The sequence below is a fragment of the Cryomorpha ignava genome (assembly GCF_010686655.1).
Classification (GTDB): domain Bacteria; phylum Bacteroidota; class Bacteroidia; order Flavobacteriales_D; family Cryomorphaceae; genus Cryomorpha; species Cryomorpha ignava.
Map to the genome: position 1 here is coordinate 38,239 of NZ_JAAGVY010000031.1, position 21,722 is coordinate 59,960.

Annotated in this window: 13 protein-coding genes and 1 pseudogene; 12 read left to right on the top strand and 2 right to left on the bottom strand. The window is 41.9% G+C overall.

From position 1 onward, the window contains the following. Window positions 1-473 precede the first annotated feature (473 nt). From G3O08_RS21530 to G3O08_RS14555, 4 genes are all read left to right on the top strand, one after another. On the top strand, window positions 474-713 hold the full coding sequence (locus tag G3O08_RS21530) for a UPF0175 family protein (protein ID WP_204336891.1): 240 nt from the start codon (window positions 474-476) through the stop codon (window positions 711-713). 378 nt (window positions 714-1,091) lie between these two features. Next, window positions 1,092-1,670, top strand: coding sequence for a TVP38/TMEM64 family protein (locus G3O08_RS14545; RefSeq protein ID WP_204336892.1), 579 nt, complete (start codon window positions 1,092-1,094; stop codon window positions 1,668-1,670). A gap of 229 nt (window positions 1,671-1,899) precedes the next feature. Continuing rightward, a complete protein-coding gene (locus tag G3O08_RS14550) occupies window positions 1,900-5,184 on the top strand; it encodes a VPS10 domain-containing protein (RefSeq protein WP_163286116.1) in 3,285 nt (1,094 codons plus the stop codon). 6 nt (window positions 5,185-5,190) lie between these two features. Then, window positions 5,191-5,859 carry an MCP four helix bundle domain-containing protein gene (locus G3O08_RS14555; protein ID WP_163286117.1) on the top strand — a complete coding sequence of 223 codons (669 nt, stop codon included), beginning with the start codon at window positions 5,191-5,193 and terminating at the stop codon, window positions 5,857-5,859. 2 nt (window positions 5,860-5,861) lie between these two features. Here G3O08_RS14555 and hutI read toward each other — a convergent pair whose 3' ends face one another. Then, entirely contained in the window at window positions 5,862-7,121 is a 1,260-nt protein-coding gene (hutI, locus tag G3O08_RS14560; RefSeq protein WP_163286118.1) for an imidazolonepropionase, read from the bottom strand. Between the two features lie 253 nt (window positions 7,122-7,374). On the opposite strand from hutI, the pseudogene G3O08_RS14565 reads away from it, so the two are divergent. The 8 genes and pseudogenes from G3O08_RS14565 to G3O08_RS14600 all read left to right on the top strand — a co-directional run bounded on the left by G3O08_RS14565 (window position 7,375) and on the right by G3O08_RS14600 (window position 21,326). Next, a pseudogene (locus G3O08_RS14565) lies at window positions 7,375-8,213 on the top strand (virulence RhuM family protein). Window positions 8,214-8,407: 194 nt separating this feature from the next. Then, the gene (gene aroC / locus G3O08_RS14570) at window positions 8,408-9,484 is read left to right on the top strand and encodes a chorismate synthase (RefSeq protein WP_163286119.1); all 1,077 of its coding nucleotides are present in this window, start codon (window positions 8,408-8,410) and stop codon (window positions 9,482-9,484) included. Beyond that, window positions 9,481-10,887 (top strand): dicarboxylate/amino acid:cation symporter, encoded by a 1,407-nt coding sequence (locus G3O08_RS14575; RefSeq protein WP_163286120.1) that lies wholly within the window; start codon window positions 9,481-9,483, stop codon window positions 10,885-10,887. The genes aroC and G3O08_RS14575 overlap by 4 nt, the downstream gene beginning before the upstream one ends. Before the next feature lie 9 nt (window positions 10,888-10,896). Further along, window positions 10,897-13,710 (top strand): AsmA family protein, encoded by a 2,814-nt coding sequence (locus G3O08_RS14580; protein WP_163286121.1) that lies wholly within the window; start codon window positions 10,897-10,899, stop codon window positions 13,708-13,710. Window positions 13,711-13,719: 9 nt separating this feature from the next. Then, window positions 13,720-15,756 (top strand): OmpA family protein, encoded by a 2,037-nt coding sequence (locus tag G3O08_RS14585; RefSeq protein WP_163286122.1) that lies wholly within the window; start codon window positions 13,720-13,722, stop codon window positions 15,754-15,756. A gap of 47 nt (window positions 15,757-15,803) precedes the next feature. Then, window positions 15,804-16,313, top strand: coding sequence for a DUF4920 domain-containing protein (locus G3O08_RS14590; RefSeq protein ID WP_163286123.1), 510 nt, complete (start codon window positions 15,804-15,806; stop codon window positions 16,311-16,313). 192 nt (window positions 16,314-16,505) lie between these two features. Beyond that, the gene (locus G3O08_RS14595) at window positions 16,506-19,226 is read left to right on the top strand and encodes a T9SS type A sorting domain-containing protein (RefSeq protein WP_163286124.1); all 2,721 of its coding nucleotides are present in this window, start codon (window positions 16,506-16,508) and stop codon (window positions 19,224-19,226) included. Between the two features lie 99 nt (window positions 19,227-19,325). Next, window positions 19,326-21,326 (top strand): alpha-ketoacid dehydrogenase subunit alpha/beta, encoded by a 2,001-nt coding sequence (locus tag G3O08_RS14600; protein ID WP_163286125.1) that lies wholly within the window; start codon window positions 19,326-19,328, stop codon window positions 21,324-21,326. Window positions 21,327-21,335: 9 nt separating this feature from the next. Here G3O08_RS14600 and G3O08_RS14605 read toward each other — a convergent pair. Further along, window positions 21,336-21,722, bottom strand: a 387-nt coding sequence (locus tag G3O08_RS14605; RefSeq protein ID WP_163286126.1) for a hypothetical protein, incomplete at its 5' end; no start/stop codon positions are given.

Here is a 21,722-nt window from a genome sequence, read left to right on the forward strand (position 1 = left end):
GAAATTGACAATAGGCAATTTACAATAGGCAATAGGCAATAGGCAATAGCCAATAGGCAATAAGCAATAGGCAATAAGCAATAGGCAATTTGCAATAAGCAATTTGCATTAGGCATGATGATGGACATTGGTGGTTCATGATATTGGTTTGAGCCACGCGCTGTAGAGACAATGGCATGCCTTGTCTCTTTTATTTCAAACCAATTTTGAATTATTTCAAACCAATTTCAAATGTCTAAGATCTAAGATTAATCCCACGAGAATTTACCTCGCGAGAACGATTTAAACCATGTTTTCCTGTAGATAATCTTTTACAGCAAAGTAATACCTATATGTTTCAATCAATTGAAATGAAGTTACTTATAGTGTGGATGATGAGGCGAATTTGAAGTCCGACAATAAAGTTAACATCGACTGTTTGAATGGTCATTTCTCCATCTTTTAAATTTCATCTTTTAATTAAAGTAGCTTCAGTGAAAGGTATAATACACGTAAAAGCTCCAGATTATTTGGCTGATGCGCTGAAACTTAGCTTGATGGATTTCGAATCAGAAATAAAGATCAGCTCAATGGTAAAACTTTTCGAACTTGGGAAAGTATCGTCAGGCGTTGCTGCAAAGGTTTTGGGTATGTCGAGGCTTGATTTTTTAGATTTGCTGTCGAAATATAATGTTTCTGTGTTAAACGAAGTCGATTCTGTTTCTCTGCAATAATGTGTCCAAATGTTTACTGTTTTCTGGCTTCTGAAAACATTCAACGCCCTTTTTCATTGTCGTATTTGTCTACCAAGTTTCCGCCTTAAACCGCTTTACTTGTTTCATCACGCCCCGCTATTGTGGGATATTTTGCCTAGTCGATAGGTCTGGAGATGCTTCTATGGACCGCTTTTGCAAATGGAATGAAATTGGTACACAAAAATTTCAATCTAAATTTTCCTAATCCACCATTGCATTAATTACTTTGTCTATCAAAAACCGAATTACTAAAAACTGGCCTCTAGTAGCAAGTATAACGCTCATCGGAATACTGATAGCATGTTATTTTATAATTCCTGATTTTCAGTCGTTTGCAAATGAAGCGTACGATACGAAGTGTTGCTAAGCGACGATGAAGCAGATATAAAACGTTGGGTGGGAGAGCTTGGCTTTTGGGGTCCATTGTTTATCATCGTTGCCATGGTAGTGCAGATGTTCCTCATATTTGTTCCATCACCCCTGCTCATGGTGGTGGCCGTGCTTGCTTATGGGCCGGTATTGGGAACCATTCTGGCAATCGTTTCAGTAATGATTTCTTCAACCATCGGCTATTTTGTGGGTAGAATGATAGGTGAAGAGGCACTTTATCGCCTTATCGGCAAAAGCAAGGAAGATAAGATGGAAAGCTACGTTTCGCAATACGGTTTGTGGGTAGTTATTATTTCAAGGGTCTCACCTGTTTTTTCAAACGATGCGATAAGCTTTGTCGCTGGAATTTTAAATATGAAATTTCTAAAATTTATTGGTGCCACTTTCGTGGGAATAACCCCGCTTGCCATTCTTATCGGTTGGTTTGGCGAGAATAACGACAGACTTCGAACAGGACTTATTTGGACATCGGTAATATGCGTGGTGCTCCTCGTGGCGTATATCATTTTTGATCGTCGGCGGAATAAGAAATTGCAGATGGAGTAAAAGCGATTATCGCAAAGCGGATGGATTCTAATTGAGATGAGAGATTTCTTAAATAAACCTTTCCTGTCGTTTATTCAATTTCCAATATATCCTTTGCGTCGATAGTACTAAGTGGGCTTTACATTCAAAAAATTCTTTAACTCCTTTTTGAGAACATGGCGATGACCGATTTTCTTTACTGGATTTTTTAAAAAGATATATCACTTATCTTCGCGAAAATATCCTATTCATGAAATTCCACATCACCATTCTTGCCCTATTCCTTTCTTTTTCACTTTTCAGTCAAAAAAAAACCGATAAAAAAACAGACAAAAACAAATTTGAATCTGCTTATAAAGAAGGCTCGATCAGCGGATTATCCTTTCGATCCATTGGACCCGCATTAACATCTGGTCGCATTGGCGACTTGGCTGTAAACCCACAAAAGCCACACGAATTTTATGTGGCAGTGGCTTCCGGGAATGTCTTCAAAACAACAAATCACGGAACGACTTTTACACCCATTTTCGATAACCAAGGCTCTTACTCAATTGGTTGCATTACGCTGGCTCCCAGCAATTCAAGTGTGGTATGGATAGGAACTGGTGAGAATAACAATCAGCGCTCTGCAGCTTATGGTGACGGGGTTTACAAATCGACAGATGCCGGAAAGACCTGGAAAAATATGGGATTGAAAAACTCAGAACATATTGGCATGATTTGGATTGACCCAACTGATGAGAATACCGTTTTTGTTGCAGCTTACGGCCCGCTTTGGTCGGCTGGTGGCGATCGCGGTATCTATAAAACTACCGATGGTGGCGAGAATTGGGGAAAAGTACTCAACGTTTCTGAAAACACAGGTTTCAACGAAATTCATGCCGATCCGCGCAACTCAGATGTCATGTACGCAACTGCACACCAACGCCGTCGTCACGTGTGGACATATATTGATGGCGGCCCCGAATCTGCCATCTATAAAACCATTGACGGTGGCGAGAACTGGAAAAAACTAGAAGGTGGTTTGCCTTCCGGCGAAATTGGACGCATTGGAATGGATATATCGCCAGCAAACCCCGATGTGGTCTATGCGATAATTTCAGCCACAGAAACCGGCGGGTTCTTCCGTTCGGAAGACCGCGGAGAGAGCTGGACAAAAATGTCAGATCACCAAACAAGCGGAAACTATTACCAGGAAATTTACTGTGATCTTGAAGATGTAAATACGGTTTATAGCATGGATACCTGGCTGCACCATACAGAAGATGGTGGGAAAACTTTCCAGATGACTGGCGAAAAAAGCAAACACGTTGACAACCATGCTATGTGGATTGATCCTACCAATACAGACCATTGGTTGGTGGGCTGCGATGGAGGGCTCTACGAAACTTGGAATGCTGCCGAAGACTGGAAGTATTATGACAACCTACCGATCACCCAATTTTATAAAGTGGCTCTTGACAACGCAGAGCCGTTTTACAATGTTTATGGCGGTACCCAAGACAACAATACACAAGGTGGCCCTTCGCGAACCTCCAGCGAGCACGGCATTCTCAACAGCGATTGGTTTATCACCAATGGCGGCGATGGATTTCAGCCGCGTGTTGACCCAACTGATCCAAACATTGTTTACGGTCAGGCGCAGTACGGCTGGTTGGTTAGATACGACAAAGCAAGTGGCGAGCGCGTGCCTATCCAACCGCAGCCAGGCAAAGACGAAGATGCCTTGCGTTGGAATTGGGATTCGCCATTGATAATCAGTCCACATAATCACAAAAGGCTTTACTTCGCAGCAAATAAGGTTTTTAGAAGCGATAATAGGGGAGACTCGTGGACGTTAATTAGCGATGACTTGACTAGAAAGATTGACAGGAACTCATTAAAAGTAATGGGTCGCGTTTGGAGTCCGGAAGCGGTTATGAAAAACCAAAGCACTTCTATTTATGGAAATATTGTCGCACTCGATGAATCGCCTGTGCAAGAAGGATTGCTATACGCAGGAACGGATGATGGCTTAATCCAAACATCTACCAACGGCGGCGAGTCTTGGACAAAGCAGTCGGGCTTTCCGGGTATTCCCGATCGCACGTATGTGAACATGATAAAAGCATCGAAGCACGATGCCAATACGGTTTATGCTGTATTCAATAATCACAAGAACGGAGATTTTAAACCTTACATTTTAAAAAGTATAAATGGTGGCGGCAGCTGGTCTTCTATAAGCACCAATCTTCCCGAAAGGGGCTCGGTATATGCTATTGCAGAAGACCATGTAAATAAAGACTTACTCTTTGCCGGAACAGAATTTGGTGCTTATTTCTCCAACGATGGCGGTAATAAATGGACTGAACTTGGTGCTGGGTTGCCAACTATTGCCGTTCGCGATCTAGCTATTCAGGAACGCGAGAACGATTTAGTTCTGGCAACCTTTGGCCGCAGCTTTTATGTATTAGATGATTACAGCCCGCTGCGTAGCCTTAGCAAAGATTTGCTTGCAAATGAGGCTCACATATTTCCCGTAAAGGATGCCTTACTTTATGTGGAATCAAACAAAGTAGGTGGCAGCGGAAAGGGACATATGGGCGAGTCATTTTTTACAGCAGAAAACCCGCCTTTTGGTGCCATTTTCACTTATTCCATTGGCGATACGCTTACTACCAAAAAAGAAATTCGTGTTAAACGCGACAAGGCTGCCGCCGAAGATGGTTTGGATTCTCCCTATCCTTCATTAGAAGAGTTGCGCGAAGAAGATCGCGAAGAAAAACCTTACTTACTATTTGTGATCAAAGACAGCAATGGAAAGGCTATACGGAAAATTAAAAAAGACCCAAAAGTGGGTATCAACCGTGTAAGCTGGAATTTGCGCCACACCGCCACTTCGCCTATCAAACTGGTAGAAAAAGAACAAGGTCGCTATTCATCTCCAGATGAAGGGATGCTGGCATTGCCTGGTACATATACGGTTACTTTATTCAAAAATGAAAATGGCGTTTTTGCGCAAATGGCAGAGCCTGTATCTTTTGAAGTTGTGCCATTAAACAATCAATCTATTCCGGCGGAAAGCAAAGAGAAAGTACTTGCTTTTCAGGAAGGTGTTGCCGAATTGCAACGAAGCATGGAAGGAACACAAAAGCTTTTCAGCGAAAGTGAAGAGAAAGTGAATTACATTAAAAAAGCAATTGAGTTATTCCCAACTGTGCCACTCGACTTATCAACGAAAGTAAAATCCCTTGAAGATGATCTTTACGCAATAAAGCAAAAATTGTATGGGGATGCAACCCGCAGCAGCCGCGAATTTGAAACACTTCCCGGACTTACCGGCAGATTGGAGTACGTGGCTTATTCCACTTGGTGGAACACGTCAAACCCTACCCAAACCGCAAGAGATCAATTCGATCTGGCAAATAATGAATACCAAGATGTGCTTGCCAAAATGAAAAGTGTAGCTGCGGAAATAGCCAAAGTAGAAACTGAACTTACCGAACTTAAAGTGCCTTACACACCGGGAAGAGGTGAGGGGTGGAGAAAAGATTAAAAGAATATGAACTGGACTTTTAGCCTGAAAAATAAGTGGCGTGCTGCATTTGTATCTACTGCAATTATAGTGGTGATGCTCGTAATTAGCATGATTGGAACCAAGCATGTTGACGATTTGCGCCTGTCTTTCAAATCTGTTTACGAAGATAGATTGGTTGTAGAGCAATACATTTTTAAGATGTCAACTTTGCTTTATGAAAATCAATTAGAACTCAATAGACTTAAAGATACTGAAGAGCCTGCACTTATCCATGCTGACATTTTAGCAAATACCAAAGCCATATCAACTATTGCCGAAAAGTACGCGCTTACGTATCTAACGGAAAAAGAAGAGAAAGTCTTTCATGCTTTCAATACTCTGGTAGCCAAAGTAACCATTGCTGAAAGGCAAATGATTAAAGAAATTAATGGTTCCCCTCAAAAGCAAAAATCGATTACCTCACTTTCTTCAGATTACCAAAAAGCCATTGTTCAATTAGATGATTTATCTAATATTCAGCTTGCCGTAGCAAAAGAAATGCTCGATGAGTCAGACAAATTAGCAGCAGGCAATGTGGTGATGAGTAAGCTCGAAATAGCCATCCTCATCATTGTCGCACTTTTTGTGCAGGTCATTATTTTCTCTGCTCGCCTCAGCACTCAGCAAAAACCGGTAAAGTATAAGATGAATTGAGTCTATTCTTCAATTGCCTTAATCACTTTGCCATGATTTATCACTCCTGCAATAGCGGATTTTCCGAATGAATAGGGCAAAAAGCTGAGGTGCTCACATTTCTCGGTTATTAGCACATTTGCTACTTTTCCATTTGTAATCGATCCATGCGTATCTGCCAACTCCATAGCGGCTGCACCATTTAAAGTTGCGGCATTTATCGCTTCTGCCGGGGTCATATTCATTTTTATACATGCCAGCGATACGGCCAGAGCCATATTGCTCGACGGTGCCGATCCCGGATTATAGTCTGTAGCGATTGCTAGTGCTGCATTGTTGTCTATCAGCTTTCGCGAAAGCGTATAGGGAATACTCAAAAATAAGCTGCAAAGCGGCAAGGCCGTGGCGATCGTGTTCGCTCCGTTTAATGCCTGAATATCTGCTTCTTCCAGTACCTCAAGGTGGTCAACGGAAACCGCTCCGGCTTTCACCAATTCGGGAATGGCGCCAAGGGCATTAAACTGATTGACATGTATTTTGCTCTTCATACCATATTCCGCTCCGCGCGCTACTATTTCCATAGTTTCTGCAACCGAGAAATACCCTTCTTCGCAAAATGCATCTACATAATCGGCGAGTTTTTCTTCGGCGACAGCCGGAATCATTTCTTCCAGTATCAAATCAATATAGGCTCTGCGTTTCCCAGCGTAATCTGCTGCAATAGCGTGGGCTCCCAGAAAGGATGACTTGATGGCAATTCCGGTTTCTTTTTGCAAATCTTTGATAACACGAAGCATTTTAAGTTCGTTTTTGGTGCTTAGTCCGTAGCCGCTTTTCATTTCCATGGCGCCGGTGCCCATTTCTATCGCTTCGCTGAGGCGTGGCAATGCTTTTTCAAATAGTTCAGCCTCGCTCATTGATGCCAGCTTTGCTGCCGAATTTAAAATTCCACCGCCGCGTTTGGCAATTTGCTCATAGGTTAGGCCTTTTATGCGGTCTTCAAATTCAAGCTCTCTGCTTCCCGCAAATACGAGGTGCGTATGGGAATCGCACCACGCCGGGAGCACATAACGACCTTCGGCATCAATAACCTCCAGATTGCGCCAGTCGGTAATTCCACCCCAATCGTCCATAGATCCAAAAAGGGCAATTTTCCCATCTTCTATTGCCAGAAATGCATTTTCAATCATTGGCAATTTGTCCATTTCCTTTCCGCGAAGAAGCGATGGAGCGTCGTCATAAACACCGGCCAGGCCACGAATATTTTTGATTAAAATGCGCATCTCAATTGAATTTTTGGGTTTTCTGACTGCAAAACTCGCAAAATTATGGGGAATTTGGGTTTTTTGGACAGGAATGGTTAATTTGGCAGGTAGTTTTGAATGGAAACGTTTCGACTTATAACGACCTGACTTTCCATTACAAATAACAGAAAAACCGTAAGATCATAAAATGGAAAATTCTGAACTAATCATTTATACTACTCTTGACGGAAGTACATCTATTGCGCTTCTGGCTAAAGATGGAAATGTATGGATGAACCAAAATCAGCTTGCAGAACTTTTTGACACCTCTAAGCAGAACATAGGTCAGCATGTAAGTAATGTGTTGGAAGATAATGAATTAAAGGTAGAATCAGTTGTAAAGAATTACTTTACAACTGCGGCTGACGGTAAAGAGTATCAAGTGGCTCACTATGCTTTAGATATGATTTTGGCAATTGGTTATAGGGTGAGAAGCAAAAGAGGAACTAAATTTCGAATCTGGGCAAATCAAAACCTCAAAGAATACATGATCAAGGGGTTTATAATGGATGATGAGCGCCTGAAGAACCCGGATGGTAGACCCGATTACTTTGACGAATTTTTAGAAATAATAAGGGAGATACGAACTTCCGAAAAACGATTTTATCAAAAAGTTCGTGATTTATTATCGTTAAGTAGTGATTATGACGCTACCGATAAAGCGACGCAAATGTTTTTGCTGAAACACAAAATAAGTTGCTTTATGCTGTTACGGCACCTACAGCAGCAGAGTTAATTGTCGCAAGAGCAAACGCAGACGAAGCAAATATGGCCTTGACTTCTTGGAAAGGTGTAAAAGTTGGAAAGCAAGACATACTCATTGCGAAAAACTACTTACTCAAAGATGAAATTGATACTCTAAACAGACTTGCAATCATCTTTTTGGAAACTGCTGAATTACGAGTAAAGGAAAGAAAGGACATAACGCTTAATTTCTGGCGGGACAATGTAAAACGTATTCTTCAGTTTAGTGACAAAGAAGTTTTAGAGGATAAAGGAAGTATTTCACATAAAGAAATGGAAGAGAAAGTAAGATCTGAATTTAGTAAATTTGATGAAAGAAGAAAGTAATATGAAGCGGAACAGTCTGATTTAGAAGATTTGAAATTTCTGGAAGAACAGATTAAAGGGTATACGAAAAACTGAAATAGCAAATACAGGAGAAATTTTGTTATTCCCCTAACTCAAGCCGAAAATTTACCCCAATCACCCAAAAATTCACCCCCAAGCCCCCAAATCTTATTCTTGCTATTATCTTTGGCCTCATGGCCGGAAATACTTTTGGAAAAATCTTTCAGCTCTCAACCTATGGCGAATCGCATGGCACGGCCATTGGCGGCATCATTGACGGTTGCCCGGCTGGTCTTAATCTCGATTTAGAAAAAATCCAGAAAGAGCTCGATCGCCGCCGACCCGGCCAGTCTGATATAACTACGCAGCGGTCTGAAAGCGACACAGTTACATTTTTAAGTGGAATCTTTGAAGGAAAAACAACCGGAACACCGATTGCCTTTCAAATTCCGAATAAAGATCAGATTTCGAAAGACTATTCTGCAATAAAAGACGTGTACCGCCCAAGCCACGCCGATTTTGCTTACGATGCCAAGTACGGTCACCGCGATTACCGAGGCGGTGGACGTTCAAGCGCGCGCGAAACTGCTGTACGCGTTGCTGCAGGTGCCGTTGCAAAGCAGTTTTTAGCATTATCTGAAATCAAAATAAAAGCCTTCGTAAGCTGTATTGCCGAAGCCGAGCTAAGCGAAGGTATTGAAAATCTGGATCTATCTGCTCCCGAAAATGAAATTCGCTGTCCCGACCCAATTGTGGCTTCGCAAATGCGCAAGCTCATTGAGGAAGCGCGTGATTCAGGTGATTCTTTGGGAGGAATAATAACTTGCATAATAGAAAATGTTCCTGCCGGACTCGGTGAGCCCGTTTTTGACAAGCTTCACGCCAATCTCGGCAAGGCCATGCTGAGTATCAATGCTGTAAAAGGATTTGAAATAGGAAGCGGTTTTGCAGCAGCAAAAATGCGCGGAAGCGAGCACAATGATTCGTTTGTAAAGTCAGGCTCTAAAACTATTACAAAAACAAATTATAGCGGCGGTGTACAAGGAGGAATCTCAAACGGAATGAACATTGTGTTTCGCATAGCGTTCAAACCCGTGGCGAGCATTGGCAAAAGCCAAGATACAGTGAATAATAAAGGAGAAGAAACAAATATTAAAATTGAAGGAAGGCATGATCCATGCGTCGTGCCGCGTGCGGTGCCCATCGTAGAGGCCATGGCCGCACTGGTCATTGCAGATCATTCCTTGATTAATAGATCTACCAAAGTATGAAGAAACTCGCACTGCATTGGAAAATCATTATCGGTCTTGTACTCGGTATAGGTTGGGCTTTTGCGGCCAGCTATCTGGGCTGGAACGACTTCACCCGAAATTGGATAAACCCCTTTGGCGTCATCTTTATACGGATGCTGAAATTTATTGCTGTTCCGCTGGTACTCTTCTCCATTATTGCCGGTATAGGCGATTTAAAAGATATGTCAAAATTGGGTAGAATGGGCGCTAAAACGCTTGCCATATATCTGGTTACCACAGTAATGGCAATTTCAGTAGGTTTGCTTCTCGTTAATGTGGTAAAACCCGGTGAGTTTGTTGATCAGGATACGCGTATAAAAAACAGACTTTCGTATGAAGCCTGGGCCATGGAAGAAGAAGTTGCCATTAAAGACGGTCAATTTTTTACCGGGGATCCACAATATGCAGAATATTTAACTGAAGCACAGCAGGCAGCATCAGATTTGAGCAAGGATCCCAATGCCAAAACGAAGCTTGAAACGGCTAAGAAGGCAAAAGATGAAGGTCCTCTACAGTTTTTGGTTGATATGGTTCCCGAGAATATTATTTTCTCTATTGGCGACAATAGCCTTATGCTTCAGGTAATTTTCTTTGCCATATTTTTTGGGATTTGCATCGCGCTTATACCCGAAGAAAATGTGAGCTCGCTAAAAAGCTTTATTCGCGGAGGCAACGAAGTGTTTCTCAAGATGGTTGACATCGTAATGAGGGCCGCCCCATTTTTCGTTTTTGCGCTTATGGCTGGGGTGCTTTCGCAAATGGCAGATACGCCCGCCGAGGTTTTTGAAATCTTTAAGGGTCTCGGCACGTACTCCCTTACCGTGCTTGCCGGCCTTTTCTTTATGATTTTTATTTTCTATCCGCTGGTTGCGAAAGCAGTTGTAAAGCCACTTACGTATCGCGAATTTTTTAAACGCCTTAGTCCTGCTCAATTTTTGGCTTTCTCAACCAGTTCAAGCGCTGCCACCCTCCCCGTTACCATGGAGTGCGTAGAAGAAAACATGGGTGTATCCCGAAATATTACGAGCTTTGTATTGCCAATCGGTGCTACGGTAAATATGGATGGTACAAGTCTTTATCAGGCAGTTGCTGTGGTTTTTCTAGCCCAGCTTCACGGTGTAGATCTTGATTTTGCCCAGCAGCTTACCATTGTACTCACAGCCACCCTTGCCTCTATAGGCTCGGCGGCGGTGCCGAGTGCGGGCTTGGTAATGCTTATAATTGTACTCCAAAGCGTGGGATTAAATCCGCTGTGTATTGCAATAATTTTTCCCGTTGACCGTATTTTAGATATGTGTAGAACCGTTGTAAACGTTACAGGCGATGCCACAGTATCAACCATAATTGCAAAAACTGAAGGTGAATTAAATTACCAGAAATAAAAATTACTTATGAAAAAGGCTTTAAAGATTATAGGAATTATAGTTGTTGTCATTTTTTTATTGCTACTCATTCTGCCATTTGTTTTTAAGGGCAAAATAGTGGAACTAGTTAAAAATGAAGCTAATAAGAATCTCAAAGCTGAGGTCAATTTCTCGGATGTTGATCTTTCGCTAATCCGAAATTTCCCCAATCTATCGGTTAGCATTGATGACTTGAGCGTGATAGGTGTGGAGCCTTTTGCAGGCGATACGCTCGCTTATATAGATGCGCTTAATCTTACACTCGACATTATGAGCGTGATAAAGGGAGACGAGATTCAAATCAAAAAAATACAACTCAACAAGCCCAATATAAATATTTTGGTGCTCGAAAATGGTGCCGCAAATTACGACATAGCTATCGAATCTGAAGAAGCGGATGCACCCGCCGAAGAAGTCGGTAGCTCGGTAAATCTCAAAATTGATCAGTATGAAATCAATGATGGAAACATTGTTTACAGCGACGCTACGCTGCCTATGGTTATGGTAATGCAAGGCCTGAACCATTCAGGTAAGGGTAATTTTGCAGAAGAAGTTTTTACGCTTTACACAAAGACACATATTGACAATGCTGTTGTAGATTACGACGGTGTGCGCTACGTTGCTGGTGCTTCCGCAGATTTGGATGCCGACATAGCCATGGATTTGCCTAATATGAAGTTTACATTTATGGAAAATGAACTTCGTATAAATCAATTGGCGCTTGGTTTTGATGGTTGGCTTGCCATGCCTGCCGATGATATCGATATGGACATTACTTTCGATGCGAAGAAAAATGATCTTAAAACCTTGCTTTCGCTTATACCGGCGGAGTTTGCTCAGGAAATCGACAACGTAAAAGCAGATGGAAAAATATCGCTTAGCGGATTTGTAAAAGGCGTTTACAACGATAAGTCAATGCCTGGGTTTGGTCTTAATCTTGGCGTAGAAAACGGAAGCGTGCAATACCCAGATTTGCCGCGAAGCATCGAGAACATACAGATTCTGGCTGATATTAAATCGCCGGAAGGAAACGATATGGATAAAATGACTATTGATGTACCTAAGTTCCATATGGAAATTGGAAAATCGGCAAATGATCCAAATACGATAGATGCGCGACTTAGCTTGCGCAATCCGATGACCGACCCACTAATTGATACAAAGGTTGATGCCGATCTCAATCTGGGCAGCTTTAAAGATGTTATTCCAATGGATGGTGATTTTAACCTTGCGGGAATACTCAATGCACACTTTGAATTGAAAGGTGCTTTAAGCGCTATCGAAAGCCAGCAATTTGACAATTTCAAGGCTTCGGGTAATGCTGCTCTGGCAAATTTCGCTTACGCGGATACGGATGTAAAAGCCGAAATTCCTGAAGCGAGAATGACTTTTAGTCCGCAGCAATTAACCCTCGAAACCCTGAAAGTAATTTATGAAGGCATCAATATGTCGCTGGATGGCTATATGAACAATTATGTGGCCTATGCCTTAACTGATACTACTTTGCAAGGTGTATTTAATTTCAAAGCTGATAAAATTGATGCCAATAAATTGATGGGCGATGAAGCGGCCACAGAAGAATCTGCGGAAGCGGATACCACAGCTGCACCGGGCGATCCGGTCTTAGTGCCTGATAATCTGGATATAACGCTGAATACAGAAATTGGTGAGATAAAGTACGATGATTTGATAATCAGTAATATGCGTGGTGCGATGATTATTAAAAATGAAACCGTTTCGCTCAGCGACTTACTTTTTAACTTGCTGGATGGATCGGCCAAAATGAACGGATCTTACAGTACCCAAAATCACGCAGTTCCTGTGGCTGACTTTTCATATGATCTACAGAATATTGATATTGCTCAAACAGCCAAAGCGTTTACAACAGTAGAAAAATATGCACCGATTGCCAAGTATGCATCTGGAAAAATATCTTCTACCTTATCGATTAAAACAGATTTAACGGCCGACTTTACCCCCGTATATGAAACCATGAACGGACGTGGTACGGTGAGTTCAGACCAGGTGGTGCTTGAAGGTGGAAAATTTTTGAAGAAACTCTCTGAAACGCTTAAATCGCCTAAGCTGGCTAAACAGAATGTGCAGGATATTAATGCCAGTTTCGTTATAGAAAACGGAAAGATTACCACCGATCCATTTGATGTGAAAATTGACAAAATCGATGCAGTTGTGTCAGGCTATACAAGTTTTGACGCTACGATGGATTACAACATGGCAATGAATATTCCGCGCGAAGAACTGGGTGGCGATTTTAATAAAATGGCTGAAGGATTGCTGTCGCAAGCCAATACATTCCTGGGTGGCAACATGAGTTTAGGCAAAAACATTAAAGTAGATGTGCGCATTCATGGTGATATTGCAGATCCGGAAATATCGCCTTCTTTTGGCGGGATGGACGGCGAAAATGTAAAAGATCAAGCTAAAGAAGCTATTAAAGAAGTTGTAAACGAAAAGATAGATGAGGGGAAAGAAAAAGCGAGAGAAGAAGCTATAAAGCAGGCCGATAAAATATTGGCGGAAGCCCAAAAACAAGCCGATAAAATAAAAACTGAAGCCAAACGTGCCGCCGACAACCTGCGCACCGAAGCCGATAAGCAAGCGAAAAAATTAGTGGACGACGCCTCTAATCCGCTCGCAAAACAAGGAGCCAAAATTGCTGCTGATCAGGTAAGAAAACAAGCCGAAAATGCAGCATCGAAACTGGAGGGTGATGCCGATAAAGAGGCGAATGATATAATGTCCAAAGCCAGAGCCGAAGCCGATAAATTAAGGAAAGAGTAGAAAATAAATATGGATATAAAAATCCGCAATATTGTCATTTTTATGGTTCTGTTCTTTGCTTGTGCAAATGCTGACGCACAGCAGAATTGTGAGCCAACCCAATCTAAAAAGGCACAAAAAATTTTAGATAAGGTTTATAGTGCCGAAAAACATACTCCCGACGAAATAGAATCAATGCTTAGAGAAGCGGTAGAAGAGGATGATGAATGCCTCTCGTGCCGTTTTGGACTGGCGCGGATTCAATATCAGATCGCAACAAATCGCAATCAAGGTTATGCCGCGGCACTTGGCAATTTTGATAAGGTGATAAAACAATGCCCTGTTTTTCACTCAGATGCATTCTACTATGCAGGAATTATCTCATATGGAAATCAGGATTACGAAATGGCTCTGGAATATTTCGAGTCATTTTTAACATTTGATAAAGAGTTAGGCAAGTCATCGCGCGATTATGAAGTCAAGGAACAAGATGTCGCCACGGTGCTTCCCGAGATTAGGTTTTATGTAGAATTTTATGCGAATCCTGTACCCTTTAACCCAATTAGATTAAATGGAATTAATACGGCTGCCGATGAGTATTTGCCTATGCTTTCTCCAGATAATGAATTGATATTTTTTACGCGTAAAGAAATGGTAAAAGCCAAGGGTGATCTCTACGCACGCGAGGTAGAAAGTTTTATGCAAGCTGCTGTCAATGCAGACGGAAGTGATTTTCAAAATCCACAACCTTTGCCGCCGCCATTCAACATAGGCGACAATTACGGAGGTGTGAGCATATCGCTCGATAACCGTGAAATGTTTGTTACAGTATGTAAACCAGTTACATCGAGTTATAAGAATTGCGATATTTATGTTACCTCCTATGAGCGGAAAGTTGAAGCTGACGGAAAGGTCACATATAATTGGTCGGGCTTAGAAAACTTAGGCTCCAATGTAAATACGGAAGATGGTTGGGAAGCGCAGCCTACATTATCTGCTGACGGAAATGAGTTATACTTCGCTTCTGTTAGAGAAAATTCAACTCCCGACAAGGACGGAAATCCGACGATTGATATATACTACACTAAACGAAATGGGGATGGAACCTGGTCACCTGCTAAATCGATAGGTGGTGAAATAAACACCGGTGGTAATGATAAGAGTCCTTTTCTACACGTTGATAGTCGCACACTTTACTTTTCCAGTAATGGGAGAATAGGAGCCGGTGGATATGACATTTTCTTTTGCAAGCAGGCAGTTGATGGTTCTTGGTCGAAGCCGAAGAATTTGGGATATCCAATAAATTCTACTCAAGACGAACACGGCCTGGTGGTGAGTACCGATGGAAAACGAGCATATTTTGCTTCCTCGAACGTGCAATCGGCTCGGGGACTAGATATTTTTGCATTTGAAGTGCCCCAAAAAGCGCGCCCCGAAAAAGTACTTTTAATAAAAGGAGAAGCTCGAAATGCGGATGGAGAAATTATAGCTGAAGCCCGGATTGAGCTTAAATACACAAAGAGCAAAGAAGTGCGTGAAGTGGATGTAAATAAACACGATGGAACATACGCAGCTGTTATTAACCTCAAGAAAGAAGAAGATGTAGTTGTATCTGTAAAAAGCAATACCGAAGAGCTGGCTTTCAATACCCGTGTTTTTACGCTTGCCGATACGGCAAATACGGTGCAAACGATAGATATGGCTATCGATAAAATCACAGAAGGTAAAACGTACAGAATAAATGATATTCGCTTTAAAACGGGTTCGTCTGAACTCAATGAAGAGTCAAAACGCGTGTTGGATGAATTTGCAGATTATTTGAATGAAAACAAAACCTTAAAAATAGAGGTCGGCGGGCATACCGACAATGTTGGCGACCCGGTAAAGAACATTGTTTTAAGTACCGACCGCGCCTTTGAAGTCTTTGGATATTTGCAGGCAGCAGGAGTAGATGGCGGCAGAATGATTTTTAAAGGATATGGAGAGACTAAACCAGTTGTAGCTAATGACTCTGAAATCAACAGGGCAAAAAATCGAAGAACCGAATTTAGAATTACCCGTCTATAAATAAAACCAGTAAATGGTTTTTATTTACATTTGCAAAAAAAAATAAAATGATACGAAAATTCCTTTTTGCAATTTCTATTCTTGCTTTAACAGCGTGTGGTGGTGAGAGCAACCCCGAAGTATTAAATGAAGATGTAGATGTTGTAGTTACCGAGCCTGAAATGACCGTTTATGGCGACTCTACAGTTACAGCCAATGGTGCCCTTGAGCCTAAAGACTTTCTAGCACAAATGGATGGTAAGGATAGTTTGAAGGTAAAACTTCGTGCTACCATTAAAGAAACCTGCCAGAAAAAAGGTTGTTGGATGACTTTAGATATGGAAAACGGAGAAGAGATGCGTGTGAGATTTAAAGATTACGGCTTTTTTGTTCCAAAAGAAGGCGTGAATGGAAAGAAAGTGATTATTGATGGCTATGCTTTTCCTGATACTATTTCGGTGGCCGACTTGCGCCACTTGGCAGAAGATGGAGGCAAATCTGAATCAGAAATTGCCGCTATAAACGAACCGGAAGTTGGAGTGAATTTTGAAGCGACAGGGGTGATTATTGAGAACTAAAAACGCCTCAAATACGATTGAATATTGAGATTGAAATCCCTGAATTTTCAGGGATTTTTTTATTTTAAACCCCAGTAAAAGAAGGGCGTTTTCCCGAAAACAGCGCAAAAAAATAATCCTTTCGATAAAACATTGGTATTGATAGTTGAAAATGCTTAAATTTGACATGAAATTAAAAAACTCCATTCAAGTATGAAACACTTATACAAATCATTTTATCTTTTAGTCACACTATTCCTTATCGGCATTACCGCACAGGTAAATGCGCAAACCGGTAATTCCTGCAATACAGCTATTCCGCTTACGGTAAACGTGAATAGCTGTGTATATCAAACAGCATCTACTGCTGGCCTTACAAACAGCGGGCAAATACCGTTTGGTGCAAGCTGTACCGGTTTTGCAGGTAACGATCTTTGGTATTCTGTTGTATTACCTGCCTCTGGTGAGGTATATATTAACTCACGGTTTATTCCCGGTACATCAAGTCTTTTGATGGATATCAATATGGCCGTATATTCAGGTGCCTGTGGTTCACTATCACTTATCGGTTGTGACGAAGATTCAGGTTCTGGATTCTATCCTGCGAGTACGCTTACAGGTGCTCCCGGCGCTATAAGGTATATTCAATTATGGGATGTAGGTGGCAATCAGGCTACTCCATTCGAGATTTGTGCAAGTGGTACCCCTACCTGTACATCTCCCACAGCCACATTTACGCGTCAGTGCCTTGGAAACAATGAGTATCAGATTACTATGAATGTAACCAGCCTGGGAGATGCAACAGAGGTAACCCTTACCAACAATGGAGGTGCACCGGCTATAACAGGAATAACAGCAACTGGCCCACAAGTAGTGGGTCCCTTCGATCTTGGACAGACAGTAGCTATTACTTTGGGACATGCAGAAGATGCAACATGTAATGTTGTTTTTAACCTATCAGATCTTGGTCTGACATGTGAAAATGAAATTTCATGTGGAATTGATAAGATAGTAAATTACTGTTATGGGAATTTTGATAACAATGCATTCTTGTACAGCTCTCCTGATGGATCGCCTCTTACAATTACCTTCAATTCTGGATTGATTCAAAGTCCTGAAGATCGAATTATTATTAAAGATGGTGTTGACAATAATGCTCCAATTCTTTACAATGGGTCTAACGGTGGAAACTTAGCCGGTCTTATTAGAACTGCCACAAGCGGAAGCATTTATTTGAGAGTTCTTTCAGATGCCGGTGGTAGCTGTCAGGATGGTAGCCTTGGTCTTGGAACTCCATGGAATTATACAGTAAGCTGCGAAGGCCTTCCACCTTGTGAAGCTGCAGTTGAACTTGTGTCTCAAACTACATTTGCAGCATCAGAAATTGGTGCCGATCTTTCCGGAGTTCCATTCTCTGGAGCGACACAGTGTGCAGGTCCGGGAAATAATCCCGACCTCTACTTTAAGTTTACAGCCGTGGGTACAGTTACCTATTTCCGTGTGCAAGGTGGTGCCGGTTTCGATCCTGCGGTTGAAGTATTTGAAGGTTGCGGACAAGCTCAACTTGCTTGCACAAATGAGGCAGCCGAAGGTTTGAGAGAATTGTTCTGGGTTACTGGTCTTACACCAGGCCAAGAGTACGTATATCGCGTATATCACGCGGGTGCTGGTGCGCCGGCTACAACTGCATTCCAAACGGCAATTGCCCACATCCCTACAGTTCAATTGCGCCCTTCAGATTGCGGAGCTACAGGATTGGTGTCAACCAGCATTATCAGATCTACAACCCCAAATCCTAACTTTTTAACAAGCGGATTTATATGGGAGTTTACTGAACTTGAGGCTCCTTTCAATGTCTATGAAGTAAATTCTCCAAACGGAGGAAACCCGCAGTTTAGAATCTATTGGTTTGCTGATTACCAATATGGTCGTTCGTACTCGGTAAGAATTAAAGCGGTAATGTATCAGGGACCAAATATAGGTGATTACGGTCCTGCCTGTACCATCTCTCTTTCAGATCCGGTTGGTTCAGCGCTGCAACCATCGTATGACAATGGATTCTTTCAATTATGCGATATCGTGAAAGCAGTTCCGGTAAGCGGAACATCCAATTATAGATGGACTTTTGATGATGGAACAAATGTTCTTGAGTACAATTCAAATTCAAGTAACTATTTCTTGCCATTGCAAAACGTGAATGGACTCGAACTGGGAACTTCTTATGCTGTGAATGTATATGTTACAAATGGCGGTGTAGAGACTACTACGAGTATTGAACGAACCATTAATATGGCCGGTGCTGTTTCAAACACCTCTTTAAATCCTGCCTTCCTGGCATGCGGATCTACAGTGAGCCTTGGTCAGTGGACACAAGCTTTTCCGGTGTGTTCGGCAACGGCATTTACTTTCCGTTTTGAAAATCTTTCTCAACCGTTACTTCCCGTTATCGAAAAAGTCAATCCTACTCGCGTAATCATATTTAGTGCCGTTCCGGGTTTATTGCCGGGAGATACCTATAGCGTTACTGTAAAAGCAGCGGCAGGTGGACTTGTTGGCGACTATTCTACAGCTTGCGAAATAACAATTGCAGCTTTGGTAGAAAGACCAATCTCTACAACTACTGCAAGCCCTTCTGCTAATAATGTTGATGCGGGAATTCTTGATAATTCTGATCTAACGGTTTATCCAAATCCGGTTTCTGCAAACAATGACATTGTTGTTGTAATTTCTGATATGAAAGAAGCACAACAGAACATTATAGTAGAAATCTACGATATGAATGGTAGACTAATGCAAAGCGAGCGCTTTGGAAATAACGGAATGACTTTTAACGGAAAAGTAAATCTTGACCAAAAAGTTGCAACCGGAGTTTACATTCTCAAAACTATCGTGAATGGCGCAGTACAAGGAAATCAAAAATTAATAATCGAATAGCGATTATAACCATATCAATGTTTAAAATCCCTGCGCTTGTCGCAGGGATTTTTTCATTTAGGCCATGTTTTTATCTACATTTGATTAAATATTTTTTCTATGATTACTGCTGAGAAGAAACAAACAGATTTTGAACGCAAAGACCTTACTGATAAGGAATTAAAACATATTTATTACAATCTTCTAAAACCCAGGATGATTGAAGAAAAAATGCTCAGCCAGCTCCGGCAAGGCAAAATCTCTAAATGGTTTTCGGGAATAGGTCAGGAAGCCATTAGTGTAGGCCTTACATTAGCTTTGAACGACGACGAGTACATATTGCCAATGCATCGAAATCTCGGTGTTTTTACGTCGCGAAAACTGCCTTTAGATAGATTGTTTTCGCAGTTTCAGGGTAAAATGAATGGCTATACCAAAGGTAGAGACCGTTCTTTTCACTTTGGCATAAAAGAAGCGCGAATAGTGGGTATGATATCACACCTTGGCCCACAGATGGGTGTGGCAGATGGTATAGCTCTGGCACAATTGCTCGGCAAAGAGAAGGGAGTTACAGCCGTATTTACCGGAGATGGTGGAGCGAGCGAAGGCGATTTTCACGAAAGTTTAAACGTTGCAGCCGTATGGAATCTGCCGGTAATGTTTATTGTTGAAAACAACGGCTACGGACTTTCAACCCCTTCATCAGAACAGTTTAAATGTAAGCAATTTATCGATAAGGGTATAGGTTATGGAATGGAAACCCTCCAGATAGCCGGGAATAATATTGTTGAAGTTTACACCAAATTTCGAGATCTGGCAAAGAGTATGCGCGAAAATCCACGTCCCGTTTTGGTAGAGTGCCTTACTTTTAGAATGCGCGGTCATGAAGAGGCTTCGGGAACGAAGTATGTGCCACAAGATATTATGGACTTTTGGGGCAAGAAAGACCCGGTAGAGAATTTTGAACGGTTTTTACTTGCTGAAGATGTACTTACTGAAGAGGAGATCAGTTCATATAAGGAAGAGATCAAAGCAGAGATTAACGATGGTCTTAAAAAGGCTTACGCCGAAGAGAATATCGAGCAAAGCGATGCCACAGAACTGGGCGATGTTTATGCACCATTTGACTATGCCGAAACTAAGCCTTCAGGCGAAAAAACAGAGATGCGCTTAATCGATGCTATTGCTGATGGATTGAAGGAAGCCATGCGACGACATCCAAATTTGGTTTTGATGGGGCAGGATATTGCCGACTACGGTGGTGTTTTTAAAATTACCGAAGGCTTTGTTGAAGAGTTTGGAAAGGATCGCGTACGAAATACCCCACTTTGCGAAGCTGCTATAGTAGGTACTGGCCTTGGACTTTCTATTAAAGGACACAAAGCTATGGTAGAGATGCAATTTGCCGATTTTGTAACCGAAGGGTTCAACCAAATTGTGAATAATTTGGCGAAAGCCCATTACCGCTGGGAGCAAAATGCCGATGTAGTAGTGCGTATGCCCACAGGTGCAGGGGTACAGGCTGGCCCATATCACTCGCAGAGCAATGAAGCCTGGTTTACGCATGTCCCCGGATTAAAAGTGGTGTATCCGGCTTTTCCTGCTGATGCCAAAGGACTTTTATTAACGGCGTTTGAAGACCCGAATCCTGTGATGTATTTTGAGCACAAGGCACTTTACCGCAGCCTTAAAGGCGATGTGCCTGCGGGCTATTACACCATTCCATTTGGAAAAGCAGCAACAGTGCGCGAAGGAAATGAGCTTTCAATAATTACGTATGGTATGGGGGTGCACTGGGCTATGGCTTTAGCCGATGAAATGCCTGATAAGTCTATAGAAGTCATCGATTTGCGAACTTTAGTTCCTCTGGATGAAGAAGCTATTTTTGCTTCGGTTCGCAAAACAGGTCGCGCTTTAATTCTACATGAAGATACCATGTTTGGAGGTTTGGGAGGTGAGCTTTCGGCTTTGATTACCGAAAACTGCTTTGAAGACCTCGATGCACCGGTTATGCGCTGTGCAAGTATGGACACCCCGGTGCCATTTGTCGGAGCACTTGAAAAAGAATTTTTGGCAAATTCACGATTGAAAGAAATTGCAGAGAAGGTATTAAACTACTAAAGAGTCAGGTTAATAAGTTAAGCCTTGTTGACTTTTAGACGCTCCGTCGACCATTGGGAGTGGTATGTAAGTGGTATCCACCCTGCGGAATTTCATGGGTAATACGATAATAGGAAAAGGAGTAAGAACTGTTATATGAATGGTATTTTTGTGAATCAATACCCGCTCCGCAGTGGTATCCACCCTGCGGAATTTCATGGGTAATATGATAATAGGAAAAGGAGCAAGAACTGTTATATGAATGGTATTTTTGTGAATCAATACCCGCTCCGCAGTGGTATCCACCCTGCGGAATTTCATGGGTAATATGATAATAGGAAAAGGAGCAAGAACTGTTATATGAATGGTATTTTTGTGAATCAATACCCGCTCCGCAGTGGTATCCACCCTGCGGAA